Raw genomic sequence first — 12,921 nt, forward strand, 5'->3', positions numbered from 1 at the left:
AGTAGCGTACAAATTGTTTTCTTGACTAAATGGTTACGGTATCAATTTTGCGCTTCCCCACATCTAAAAATTCTGTAATGTTTATTGTATACAAAATTAACGGGAGGAGCGATGTAAATGGCGCGTTTAACAAGGCGTTTTTTTCTAGGCGGAAGCGCTGTCGCAATTACAGCTGCGGGAATAAGTGGCTGCCGACAGGAAGATAACGGGTTACTGACAGTTCGGGAAGACGGCCAATTTTTCAATGCATATCAGCTCACGGTGTTGCAAGACGTTTCCGAAATTATGATCCCTCGAACAAACACACCCGGCGCAATAGATGCGCAAGTTGCAAGTTTCGTTGATAGCATGATGCTTAGTTGGGCAAGTGGGCCGACACAAATGCAGTTTTTAGCATTTTTAAAAGCCCTAGATACATTGTCACTAACACAAGTGAATAAGCCATACACAAAAATCTCTCAAGCAGAGCGAACAACGCTGTTGAAAAAGGTGGATGAAAACGCTTTCTCTACAAATCCAAGTGACGTTTCTGCAAACTATAAACGGGTCAAAGCCCTGATATTCCATATCTACTATACGTCTGAAGAAGCAGGGCGCGATTATGTACCCGTGCCCGGTCAATATAATGGAAATCTGACTTTAGCTGAATACGAAAACCTAATGAATGAGAATGCCTATGGCCGATGATTTTGATGTAATAGTAGTCGGTTCTGGAATTACAGGTGGTTGGGCGGCAAAAGAGTTTAGCGAGAAAGGGTTTAAAACGCTCGTATTAGAACGTGGCCGACATATAGATCATCAAGGTGATCAATATAAAGATATGCTAATGCCATGGGAAAAGCACAATCGTTCGCTTATGGCAGAAGCTTACAATGAAGATGGTAATTATCGCGATGTGCAAGAAATGGGATATATCTACCGCGATGATCTTAAACACTTTTTTGTTGATGAAGTTGAGCACCCTTATACAACACCAGATAATAAACCTGCAATGTGGATACGTGGATATCAATTGGGAGGAAGGTCTTTAACATGGGGACGTCAAACATATCGATGGAGTGAGAAAGACTTTCAGGCAAATGCAAAGGATGGTCACGGTATTCCATGGCCTATCGGCTATGAGGACATAGCCCCTTGGTATGATTATGTTGAAAAATTTACTGGAATATCAGGAAATAGAGATAATCTGGAGATACTGCCTGATGGTGAATTTTTAAAACCTTGGAATATGAGTTGTGCAGAAGAATTTGTCTCAGAAAATCTAAAGAAAAATCGTCCCGACCGGCCAATGATTATTGGACGTTGTGCACATCTTACCGCCCCACAAGATGTACATACTGACTTAGGGCGTGGGCAGTGCCAGGCGCGTAATCACTGTATGCGCGGGTGTTCATTTGGCGCATATTTCTGTTCACTTTCATCCACCTTGCCTGCAGCGCGCCGGACAGAGAATGTCACCATCGTGACCGACGCAATTGTAGCTTCGGTTGATCATGATGATACAACAGGGAAAGCAAGTGGTGTAACCGTTATTGATTATCACACGAAAAGGCAGCACAAATATAAGGCGCGCATTGTATTTTTGTGCGCAGGTTCATTGGCGAGCGTGCAGATCATGCTGAATTCGAAATCAGCAACACACTCAAATGGGATCGCCAATTCGAGCGGTATGCTGGGACATTACATTACTGATCATTTTGGGCGTTCTGGCGCAAATGGTATTGTTCCAGGATTTGAGGATAGATACTCCTTTGGCCGACGCCCAAACGGGATGTATGTACCTAATTTTAGGCATGAAAAAACAGATGATGTCGATTTTGTGCGTGGATATGGATACCAAGGTCATGCCGCATATCGTCCGCGGAAGGGAAATACAGCACATTCAGCCGGAATAGGCGCAGCTGCCAAAGAACAAGTAGGGCAGGCGGAACCATGGCGTATAGGGTTTGGTATGTTTGGAGAAATGCTACCTTACTATGATAACCAAGTTAGTTTGAACGCAGTTAAGAAAGACAAATGGGGCATGCCCCTATTGCACATAGATGTGCATGGGCGTGAGAATGAGCGCAAAATGATGACGCAAGCTGCACATGACGCAGAAGAGATACTGCTAGCGGGTGGGTGTGTGGATGTCGTCAAAACTCTTCCAGAAGACAACGAACCTATTCAAGCGGGGCGCTTAATCCATGAAATGGGTGGGGCGTGCATGGGAGCAGATCCTAAAAGGGCGGTGCTGAACAAATGGAATCAGGCGCATGACGTACCAAATCTTTTTGTAACAAATGGTGCGTGTATGTCCTCCTGCGCAACGCAGAACCCATCACTTACTTATATGGCGCTTACGGCCCGTGCGGCGCATCACGCTTCTAAATTAATGAAGTCTGGTCAGCTTTAAATGAATGAAGGTTCCCCATCACGGAATGCGGAGGTGGGGAGCCTTCATCAACCCCTAAGCATTAATGCATGGTTGGGTTTGCAATTAATCAAATCAACTCTAATTTAGGCGTGTATTTTGGGGGGTGTTGCCATTGAGCAATGACTTTTGAGACCTGTCCCCATACGAATTGACAACGTTGTACAAGTATGTGATTTCCTACTAGATATATAATATTTAGGTAATGGCCTATGCTGGCATTACTAAAATAAGACTCTGGGAAGAAACGTAGATTTTTAGTGAGGATGTTGGCGTGAAAGCAATCGGTATTAAATCAATTGTATCCCTTATTCTGTCTCTAAGCTTGCTGTCTTGTGCGAGCCTTGAAACAGATACAACAGAAAAAGGGTGGGCATGGGAGAATGTAGAAGCGACTGGCACTCCAACTGCGCGCCATGAAGCTGCTTTAGCAGAACATGATGGCAAATTATATTTGCTAGGCGGGCGCAGAATTAATGCTGTTGATGTATTTGATCCTGCCAGCCAAACATGGACGCAAAAGTCTAAAACGCCATTAGAAATTCATCATTTTCAAGCCGTAACTGTTGGCGATGCAATATATATTATTGGTGCAATGACAGGACAATGGCCTAAAGAAACGCCACTAGATAAAATCCTGATTTATTACCCCAAAACCGATCGTTTTGAATATGGCGACACAATCCCCAAAGCCCGTCGACGGGGCGGGGCTGGGGCTGTTTATAAGGACGGCAAAATCTATTTAGTTGGCGGCATCACTAATGGGCATATGGATGGATATGTAAACTGGTTTGATTCCTACGACATTGAGACGGGTAAATGGACTATTTTGCCTGATGCCCCTCATAAAAGAGATCACTTCCAAGCTGTTGTTAGCAACGATAAATTATTTGCTTTTGGAGGACGCCGATCTGAACAAAGAGCGGGTCTTTCTTTTGAGCAGACGGTTATTCCAGGTGATGTGTTTAATTTCCAAACCAATACATGGGAAGAAACGCGTCCAGAGACCGCCATCCCAACCAAAAGAGCAGGAAATTCAGCAATCGCGATTGGCGATTACATTGTCATTGGAGGAGGCGAGAGTAGTGAGCAAGTCGCGGCGCATGATGAAGTCGAAATCTATGACAGCACTACACAAGAATGGAAAAACTGGCCGGACCTTCTGCAAGGTCGTCATGGCACCGGTTTCGCGATTGTAGATGATTATCTCTACACTATCTCGGGCTGTGGTCAGAGAGGCGGAGAGCCTGAATTATCAAGCATTGAACGCTTAAAAATTCCATCGGGTTTGGCTACCTCAAAAGAGGTGTCATCAAGTATCGAGCCAGAAGCGTCGCCTGTCATGATGCAGCCGGATGATACGCCGACATCTCCAAAATTATGGCATACATTTGAGTTGGATTTTGAAGGGCCAGAGACATCTGAAACTGCGCCTGTGAACCCGTTTACTGACTACAGACTTCTTGTTGAATTTAGCAATGGGGAGACATCTTACCTCATTCGCGGCTTTTACGCAGCTGATGGAGATGCTGGCAATACGAGCGCTAAATCTGGCAATATTTGGAGAGCTAGATTTACTCCTGATACTGAAGGTGAGTGGACGTATAAAGCAAGCTTGAAGCGCGGTGCGCGCATTGCGATCAATCGTGATCCAAGTGTGGGTGAAAACATTGAGATTGCTAACCCAACGGGCAGTTTTCATGTCGGCCCGTCTGACGCAACAGGAAAAGACTTTAGAGCCCCTAATCGTGGACGATTAAAGGGAGATGGCAAGCTATTTCGTTTTGAAAAATCCGGACAATACTGGCTAAAGGGCGGACCTGCGAGCCCTGAGAATATGCTGGGCTATGTCGGCTTTGATGATACGTATCGTCTCTTAAAAGAAGCGCGCGAGGGCGAAGCGAGCGCAGAGGGAGAGATTCACGCATTTGCGCCACACCGCAAGGATTGGAAAGCCGGAGACCCATTATGGGGCTGGAAAACGGGTGAGCCACGTGGTCATTCCCTCATCGGCGCGATTAACTATATCGCTGAAAAAGGGATGAACACCATCTACTTCCTGACGCTTAATATTAAAGGCGATGGCAATGATGTGTGGCCTTATGAATCGCCACATGAGTTTGACCGCTTTGACGTCAGTAAATTAGCGCAATGGAATGTTGTGTTTGATCACATGCAAGCAAAAGGTATTTTGCTCCATGTCGTCACTCAAGAAACTGAAAATGAGCGCATGCTTGATGGTGGGGATACAGAATTTTTCAGGAAACTCTATTATAGTGAATTGATTTCCCGCTTCGGACATCACCCTGCATTGATTTGGAATCTGGGTGAGGAGAATGGTCCATCTAGCTGGATGAAAGTGGGTCAATCTCACGCGCAACGCAAAGAAATGGCGCGTTTCTTTGATGAGAACGATCCCTATGATCACACGGTTTTGTTGCACTCTCACGCGCAGCATGACGATATCAATTGGACATTTACACCCTTGCTAGGGTTTAAACCGCTGGATGGAATGTCACTTCAAATTGATGAAGCTTCCGATGTGTATGAAAGCACGAAGGAATGGCATGAAAGATCTGCTGAGAGTGGTCATCAATGGCTTATCACACTCGATGAAATTGGGCCTTGGTATAATGGCGCATTGCCTGATGATGTGGACCCTGACCATGACAATCTACGTCGCCATGTTTTGTGGGGGCACCTGCTTGCGGGTGGCGCGGGCGTGGAGTGGTTCTTTGGTGGGAAATATCATTCAAACGATGTGTCCACCGAGGACTGGCGCACACGCGACAATCTATGGACGCAAACTGCGATTGCGCTGAACTTCTTTGAAGATTATCTGCCATATTGGAAAATGGGTTCATGTGGCTCAGCGATGGGGCGTTTGGATGTGTATTGTCTGGGAATTGAGGGTGAAATCTATGCCTTCTATCAACCCGGGCGCGGTAGCCATATGCTGACACTCCCAGAAAACGAAACAGGCTATAGCGTGTCTTGGTTTAACCCAAAACTTGGTGGTGAACTTCAAACTGGAAGCGTGACATCACTGGAAAGTGGCTCCAATCAATTTGTTGGCTTCCCGCCGGATGCCGACACTCAAGATTGGGTCCTGCTTGTTAAAAAGAAATAGGCTTTTTATATCGAATGCTGCGGGCTCAACATTGGTTGGGCCCGTTGTCGTTTACAGATTAGTTAAATCTGTAACGCTGATGTGCTATGTGCAACATATTACTCCAAAATATTACGCTACAAGCACGCTATTAAAACAGATAAAATGTCCCAAGGTTACTCAATAGACACAAATGTAGAAATCATCAAAAATCGGATTTTAGCTCCTGTCTATACACCTAAATATACAATAGATGCTGACCAAAATTCTCAATTAAACCTAGATAATTGAAAACATCCGATTTGTAAGGTTAACATTATTCAAAACAAATATAGAAAAGCGTTAATATCTAACGAAATGTCAAATCTGTAATGCTAATTTGCATTTCTGAGTGGTGAATATTTCAGCATATTGACTTGATTTTCAATCTAAACTTGTTTTGATTGTTGTTAATAAATAGTTTAGTTATAAAAATTTATTCGCATAGCCTTACGATTTTAGATTTTCATTTGGCATATATTTTGAATAGAACGATATGAATATTGGGTTGGGGATATTTCATGCTGCGTTTTTTTAATAGTAGTGAGGCAGAAGATATGTCTCGTGATCGATGTCAAACATATGTACAATCTCAAAGTTCTCTCAAGCAATCCTCGAATGTTACGCAAATAAGCACTCATCAAATTGCGAACAAAAAACCGGTTGGTGGGAAGTTTAAACGCCTATTTGATGTCGTTATTGCAACTTTAATATTGTTGTTTATTTTTCCATTTATGCTTGTTGTTTGGGCTTTGATACGGCTGGAAAGCAAGGGGCCAGGATTATTTAAACAAGCTCGAGGCGGTATCCACGGTCAAGCTTTTGAAATTTATAAGTTCCGTACCATGGTTATGCACGGCAGTTGCTTTAAACAAGCAGTAAAAGGCGATAAGCGGATTACAAGATTGGGGCGTCTTTTACGTAAAACCTCTATAGATGAATTGCCGCAGCTTATTAATGTGGTCAAAGGAGATATGTCACTCGTTGGTCCTCGTCCTCATGTTGTGGCTCATGATAAAGAATTCATGGAATTTGACAGCCGTTACGCTTTACGGTTTCAGGCTCGTCCAGGTGTTACAGGCTTAGCTCAAGTATCTGGTTCAAGGGGGCCCACTGATACACCGGAGTTAAAGCTCAAACGCATTGAGTTGGATTTAGATTATGTTGAGCAGTGGTCTCATAAAAAAGATTTCTATGTGTTGATCAAAACAGTTCTTCTTGTGCTGTTTGATAGAAGAGCGTTCTAAATATGGTTCCGTCATACCTATAAAAGTGGGTACACTCACATGAATTTGGTCGTTGGCATTGGGAGGTAGTGTTTGGGGCTGAGCGAGCTATTACTATCAGTTCTTATACATTGCGAGTGACTTGGCTGATCGTGCAATTGGAGAAGGCGATAACAAATCTTTCTCCTGTAAGACGACAATTCACGATAGTATCGTTTATCTATTAGTCTGCTACGTTTCCTGTTAAAAACTGTACCATCGAGTGGGGTTGAGGGGGGAGATGCGAGGAGTGAATACATTTTCATGTCAAATAGGAAACGTATTTGTCACATCCCTTATTTTGTTTACTCATCTCTCTTTTGTACAAATGTTGAATGACAAAAATTAATCGCCAAAAGATCGTGAAATTATCACCCTAGAGCTTCCTCAAAAAGTCACTGATAGTTTGGCAACTACTTTGGACGCGGATGTAAAAGATGAAGCATATCAATTCAAACTTGGACAGAAATATACTGAAAAAAACAAAACATACTATTATGTAAGTCAAGCTGAAGAATGGCTACAAAGGGTAGCTTCACAGGGCCATGTCGAAGTGAACTTCAAGTTGAGCACATATCATATCATGAGGCCGGGAAAGTCGCTCAAAAAGATGCTTTTCAAGCGGTATTTAGGTATGTAAAGGCGGTTTTTAAATGGAGATGAGAGTGCTATCGCTAAGATCGAAAAGGTAAAAGCTATGAAAAGTGTAAACATCCTGGAAATCAAGGCAGTCCCAGCAATTGATATCATGTTTGTGATCCAAACACAGGTAAAGTAAGCCAGTAGTTTCAATAGGCTTGCCGCCAAAATTTGTCACTAATTCATCAAAACTATCTATCTAACCAAAGCCAAATTAGAAGAACGCTCAAATGAATAATCCCCCCATCACCAATGACAATGTGAAGAATTTCAATCGTTTAGAAATCATCGATGAAAATGGTCGCGCCTATGTGAATATAGACGTAAAGGAAATAGATTTTTCAGTGCAAGATGATGGGAAAACACTCAAATTTTTTGTCCGGTCAACACCTCTCCTTCAAGAAGAATAAATCTACTGTGGCACCATGCAAGGATATCTTCACCCATGTCGATTGAACTAGGAAACAATCTGAAAATGGTGTGGAATTGGGGCAATTTCCTGAGCGAAGATACTATGCCTCGTATTATCAATACCGAGAGCAATACGTTGGTTTGCAAACTTGAAGGGCATACTGACTATATACGTGGAGCTATCGTCCTTAGTGATGGCCGACTGGCAACCTGGTCCAATGATCTCTCGGCGCGTATTTGGCAATTGGACGGACGTTGTGATCTCATTTTAAGGGGGCATAATTCGTACACATATACAGTTTTGGAGCTTGAAGATAATCGTCTGCTCACCAGTGATGGTAAGGGCACATTGTTTTGTTGGAATTTGAAAACCGGAGATAGGCAGTGGCGAACGCCTCTGCCTAAAGGAGTTGATTGCTTTGGTGGACTAGATTTATGTAGCCAGACCCATAACCGTGTACTTGCAAAATGTTACAATAGCTGGGTGCTCTATAACCTTGAAAAAGGCGACATTATACGCGTTGATACAAATGCTGAAGGCTGTCATGAAGCTTGGAAAATAAATGAAGAACTTGCATTGGTGCATAACCAAAAGCAGGCTGAACTTATAGCATGGTCTGACGGTGAAAAATTAGCTGAATTTCAATTGCCAGGCTACAAAACTAAAATTCTGCCTGTGGGTAATGACCGTATTGTCGTAGCACATAAGCCTTTCCTGTCTGATTTTCCGGCCAAGTTCATGCTATTTGCAATCACACGGAAAGAGGGGGAACTGATAGATGAATGCAGTATCTCCAACGATGATATATTGTGGATGAAACATGATGTTTCGTCTGATACAGTCACAATATCTCTTGCTGATTATCATCAGGTCCATCTAAGTCTTTCGCCTTTCGGAATTAAAAATAAAACCGGTTCTCCCGGTCGTCTATCTGCAGGCTTTACCAGCTTCGCCCCTGAGTTGAGCATTGCTGATCCAACAACTCATCTTAACGTCTCGAGGATGCACAAACAAAATGGGTTTATCACTTCGCTAGAAGGCATTTATTCAGCCGATCAGGTGCGAGCTTCTGGTTTACTTGATAATGGACGCTTGTGCGTGAGACACTTTTGGGATTGGCGCATTTATCGCCCTGATTTTAAACAATACGAGCCTCTCTCTCACGACCGAATGAAAGTGAAATATCCTGACTACATCAAAAAACTAGAATGGCAGGACATTATAAGACGAGACTTACATACGAGGCTGGCAGCCTATATGGCCCAGAGGCTGGATCTACCCATGTCTCGTATTCAGACGCAAATTGATACATTAAAACAAACGCAAAATGGTAAACGCGTCAAGTTTGTAGCCTGTCATGATGGGACTATAGCTGCATGGGATGTCGCCGAAGGAAATCTTTGGCATATAGGAGAAGATCTTGTTATAAACCAACTCGCTGTTGAAGACAAAGAGCTATTTCTCCACGGCAACCTTATTCTATCTCCTAAAGGAATTGTGCATCGATTGATAGATAATCGATGCGTGCCGATTAAAACGGCAAAGGGTAAACCTCTTATGTTTCATCCAGATTACAGAGGTAGTTTTAACCGTGTGCGCTGGTGCTCAGGTGATCGTCTCGTAATGAGACAGGGGACAGGAGTGGCTGTATCTCATCCGCAAACTGGAGAACAAATTGATTTTCTCGATGGCGGGAATGATATGAGCAATTGGGGCTTTGTGGAGCTTAGAAATGGTACGCTCATTACATGGACAAGGCTTTCCTTACGTAGCTGGTCGGCAAAGGATTATTCACCTCTTGTTGAGCTGCAAGACCCAGAAGATTGGGGACCAGGTTATGAGCAAGTTATTGCTTTTGGCAATCGCGTTGGGTTTTATGTAGGTGATTATAGTAGTGATCATCGGATTATGATCTGGGATGGTGAAACATCTCTAGGTGTTTATGGGGGGCATCTTGATGAAATACAGTTTCTTCAACAAATTAAACCTGACACTTTTTTATCTCTCGCCGGTCGAAATGGTGCGAACAACTTTGAGGCGCACTTGTGGCAGGTGCCTGCTAATGATTAGCCGCGCTCCAATCATCAAAGAAGAATATGGTTCAGACTTTAAGTCTAAAGTTGTTCCAACATCCCCAATGGTCTGCCCCATTTAGGTGATCCACTTACTAAGTTAGATCTGGCATAAAATTGACCAACCTTATGTTGGAGTGGTTTTAAGATATTGCCATTGAGTTTGTTTTGGCAAGATGGTTTGTGGTGCTGGTGACTTATATCCCAGAGACGAATGAGGTCGAAGGATATTGTAATGTTGTCGCCACCACTCAATAAGCGTTTGGGCCTCCTTTAAGGAATATAGTATTTCTCGGTTTAGAAACTCATCTCGAAGTTTGGAATTGAAGCTCTCACAATAACCGTTCTCCCAAGGTGACCCTGGAGCGATATAGAGTGTTTTGACATCTAGACGCTCTAACCACTCACGTAGTTCAGTTGCTATAAATTCGGAGCCATTGTCTGATCGAATGTGATCTGGAGGCCCATATTTCACAAATAGATCGGCCAATACTTCCAGACCAATTTTGGAGTTTAGCCGTCGTTCAATGCGTATCGCCAAGCATTCACGTGTGAACTCATCTATCACACATAGTATGCGATAGACTTTACCATCATGTGTGCGGTCTTGAACAAAATCATATGACCAGACATGACCTTGGTATTCTGGACGCAAGCGAACACATGATCCGTCATTGAGCCATAAACGACCACGTTTAGGTTGTTTTGTCGGGACTTTCAGCCCCTCTCGCCGCCAGATCCGATACACACGCTTGACGTTTACATGCCAGCCATCTCGATTAAGTAGAGCTGTGATACGTCGATAACCATAACGACCATATTGCTCTGCAAGCTTTATGATAGCGCGCGTAAGCGCACTTTCATCATACCTGCCAATCGGTTTCTTACGATGTGTGGACCTGTGCTGGCCGATCACGCGGCAAGCCTGACGTTCAGAAATGCCAAGTTCACTGATAACATGATCGACACAGGCGCGGCGTCGAGAAGGGCTTAGAAGTTTCCCTTTGCTGCTTCAGCAAGGATCATCTTATCGAGCGTTAGATCCGATACAGCACGACGAAGGCGTTGGTTCTCTTTTTCTAATTCCTTGAAGCGCTTAGCTTGACCCATTTTTAAGCCGCCATACTCCTTGCGCCAACGATAATAGGTCTGTTCTGTCACGCCTACTGCTCGAACGGCTTGTCCCATGGACTGACCTTGAGATGTGCGAACCTCGACTTCTCTTAGGTGTGAAATAATCTCTTCGGCTGTATATTTCTTACGGGCCATTTTCTAACTTCCTTCTATGAAGCCAGAACTAATTCAATACATGGACCACTTTTTAGGAAGCAGACCATACATAACACCTTAGAATAATCGCTACATCTTAGGATAATCGCTGATTAAAACCTCTGAAAACGCGCCATGGTCGGCAGTTGTACGGCAGTAGCCATCACAACGAACCTCCAACAAATCGTTCCGCAATCCACGCGCTCAACATTGACAAATTTGCCCTTCCCACACACATAGTGTCCACTATCCATGGACAATGGACGTCAGCAAAAGGAGGCATAATATGAAAAGTCAGGATATTGCTGTTCTATTGAAATTGATCAGCTTGCAACAACGAGAAAACAAATCGGAAAACTATGCCTCTTCTGACGAAGATGATCCATATTCCATGCGTTCCCTTGGTGCATCTTTGGGCATTAGTAAGTCTGAGATCAATAACTCAATTAATCGAAGCTTGAATTCAGGCTTGGCGAGGCGGGAATGGGATTCATCCCATCCAATCGTAAATCGCAAAGCACTTTTCAAATTCATATTGAACGGCTTAAAATACGTGTTTCCCGTAAAACCTGGGGCCTTAGCTAGAGGGCTGCCAACTGGGTTTGCAGCGCCTGTTCTTCAAGAAAAAATATTGAGTGCCGGTGAGGACATTTTTATCTGGCCCGACGCCAATGGTAGTCACAAAGGGCAGGCCATTGCACCTCTATACAAAAACATCCCGCTCGCTGCCCAGCAAGACGCCAATCTATATGATTACCTAGCAATTATCGATGCTATAAGACTGGGTAATCCTCGTGAAGTCAAAATTGCCTCAGAATTACTAGAGAACAAGTTATTTGCCGATGACTAATCACAATCCTCAACTCATTGAAATGGTCACACAAGTTGCTACCGCTTTAGGCGACGACTTGCTTCAAAAAACAGTATTTGTAGGCGGGGCCACAACGGGTCTATTTGTTACAGATGACTTTGCTTTAAGTCAGGTAAGGCTGACTGATGATGTCGATCTGATCGTGGACGTTATCGGTTATGGCCAATGGGCAAACCTGCAAGCATTACTGCGAACAAAGGGCTTCAAGGAGTCTACAGACAGCGATGTGATTTGCAGAATGGTACTCAATGGCCTCAATGTCGACTTTATGCCTGATGATGAAAAGGTACTTGGGTTTTCTAATCGCTGGTATGCTCTGGGTTTAAAATCCGCAGAAGCTTATCAGCTTGATGCCGAATTAAGCATTCGCATACTAACACCATCTCTTTTCATCGCCACAAAGCTAGAAGCTTATTTGGGAAGAGGCGCGGATGATTTAGTCATGAGCCATGACCTAGAAGACATATTAGTTGTTCTAGATGGCCGAAAAGAACTTATGGGTGAAATCCAAAACGCACCGACTGAAATACGCGAATACATTTCAACGCAATTTCAAAAACTTTTAGCTCATGATCAATTTAGAGACGCAGTAGAAGGAAATATGCGGGGTAACACAGACCGCACCAAATTGGTTTATGAGCGTATGCGTAAGGTTATTGAAACTTCTAACTAAAATGGCTCTAGGTCACAAGCTGGGTGCCAAGACTACTTGTATCTTTATCAGGCAATTTCTCGCCAAAAGGCGACATTCAGCTTAGGGCAGTTTTCTGGTTTCCAATTGAGTGAGCTGTTCGGCCGAAACGATATTCATAGCTCGAGTTGACGTGGGAAT

At 43.6% G+C, this 12,921-nt stretch carries 9 protein-coding genes; 8 read left to right on the top strand and 1 reads right to left on the bottom strand.

Annotated features, from left to right (window positions below; all coding sequences use genetic code 11):
- Positions 1-117: 117 nt before the first annotated feature.
- The 6 genes from ACFQS8_RS15795 to ACFQS8_RS15820 all read left to right on the top strand — a co-directional run bounded on the left by ACFQS8_RS15795 (position 118) and on the right by ACFQS8_RS15820 (position 9,947).
- Positions 118-687, top strand: coding sequence for a gluconate 2-dehydrogenase subunit 3 family protein (locus ACFQS8_RS15795; protein WP_382169183.1), 570 nt, complete (start codon positions 118-120; stop codon positions 685-687).
- Complete coding sequence (locus tag ACFQS8_RS15800) at positions 677-2,395, top strand: GMC oxidoreductase (protein WP_382169185.1); 1,719 nt, start codon at positions 677-679, stop codon at positions 2,393-2,395. Before ACFQS8_RS15795 ends, ACFQS8_RS15800 begins: the two co-directional genes overlap by 11 nt.
- A 292-nt stretch (positions 2,396-2,687) precedes the next feature.
- Positions 2,688-5,543: a Kelch repeat-containing protein gene (locus tag ACFQS8_RS15805; RefSeq protein WP_382169187.1), complete on the top strand. Its 2,856-nt coding sequence runs from the start codon at positions 2,688-2,690 to the stop codon at positions 5,541-5,543.
- 539 nt (positions 5,544-6,082) lie between these two features.
- Positions 6,083-6,808: a sugar transferase gene (locus tag ACFQS8_RS15810; protein WP_382169189.1), complete on the top strand. Its 726-nt coding sequence runs from the start codon at positions 6,083-6,085 to the stop codon at positions 6,806-6,808.
- Positions 6,809-7,695: 887 nt separating this feature from the next.
- Positions 7,696-7,875 (top strand): hypothetical protein, encoded by a 180-nt coding sequence (locus ACFQS8_RS15815; RefSeq protein WP_382169191.1) that lies wholly within the window; start codon positions 7,696-7,698, stop codon positions 7,873-7,875.
- A 35-nt stretch (positions 7,876-7,910) separates the two neighbouring features.
- Positions 7,911-9,947 (top strand): WD40 repeat domain-containing protein, encoded by a 2,037-nt coding sequence (locus tag ACFQS8_RS15820; protein ID WP_382169193.1) that lies wholly within the window; start codon positions 7,911-7,913, stop codon positions 9,945-9,947.
- 129 nt (positions 9,948-10,076) lie between these two features.
- On the opposite strand, the gene ACFQS8_RS15825 is transcribed toward ACFQS8_RS15820, so the two are convergent.
- A protein-coding gene (locus ACFQS8_RS15825; protein ID WP_382169195.1) for an IS3 family transposase occupies positions 10,077-11,218 on the bottom strand; the annotation gives its coding sequence in 2 pieces (ribosomal slippage) (positions 10,077-10,954 and positions 10,954-11,218; 1,143 coding nt in all).
- Between the two features lie 286 nt (positions 11,219-11,504).
- On the opposite strand from ACFQS8_RS15825, the gene ACFQS8_RS15830 reads away from it, so the two are divergent.
- Complete coding sequence (locus tag ACFQS8_RS15830) at positions 11,505-12,068, top strand: hypothetical protein (protein ID WP_382169197.1); 564 nt, start codon at positions 11,505-11,507, stop codon at positions 12,066-12,068.
- Positions 12,061-12,762, top strand: a complete 702-nt coding sequence (locus ACFQS8_RS15835) for a hypothetical protein (RefSeq protein ID WP_382169198.1) — start codon at positions 12,061-12,063, stop codon at positions 12,760-12,762. The genes ACFQS8_RS15830 and ACFQS8_RS15835 overlap by 8 nt, the downstream gene beginning before the upstream one ends.
- The last annotated feature ends 159 nt before the right edge of the window (positions 12,763-12,921 follow it).

This window comes from Hirschia litorea (genome assembly GCF_042665075.1).
Classification (GTDB): domain Bacteria; phylum Pseudomonadota; class Alphaproteobacteria; order Caulobacterales; family Hyphomonadaceae; genus Hirschia; species Hirschia litorea.

What these genes read in the sequence shown, in the direction of transcription:
- ACFQS8_RS15800 (WP_382169185.1), top strand. Translation starts at nt 677, where the DNA reads ATGGCCGATGATTTTGATGTAATAGTAGTCGGTTCTGGAATTACAGGT.
- ACFQS8_RS15830 (WP_382169197.1), top strand. Translation starts at nt 11,505, where the DNA reads ATGAAAAGTCAGGATATTGCTGTTCTATTGAAATTGATCAGCTTGCAA.
- ACFQS8_RS15835 (WP_382169198.1), top strand. Translation starts at nt 12,061, where the DNA reads ATGACTAATCACAATCCTCAACTCATTGAAATGGTCACACAAGTTGCT.
- ACFQS8_RS15795 (WP_382169183.1), top strand. Translation starts at nt 118, where the DNA reads ATGGCGCGTTTAACAAGGCGTTTTTTTCTAGGCGGAAGCGCTGTCGCA.
- ACFQS8_RS15815 (WP_382169191.1), top strand. Translation starts at nt 7,696, where the DNA reads ATGAATAATCCCCCCATCACCAATGACAATGTGAAGAATTTCAATCGT.
- ACFQS8_RS15820 (WP_382169193.1), top strand. Translation starts at nt 7,911, where the DNA reads ATGTCGATTGAACTAGGAAACAATCTGAAAATGGTGTGGAATTGGGGC.
- ACFQS8_RS15810 (WP_382169189.1), top strand. Translation starts at nt 6,083, where the DNA reads ATGCTGCGTTTTTTTAATAGTAGTGAGGCAGAAGATATGTCTCGTGAT.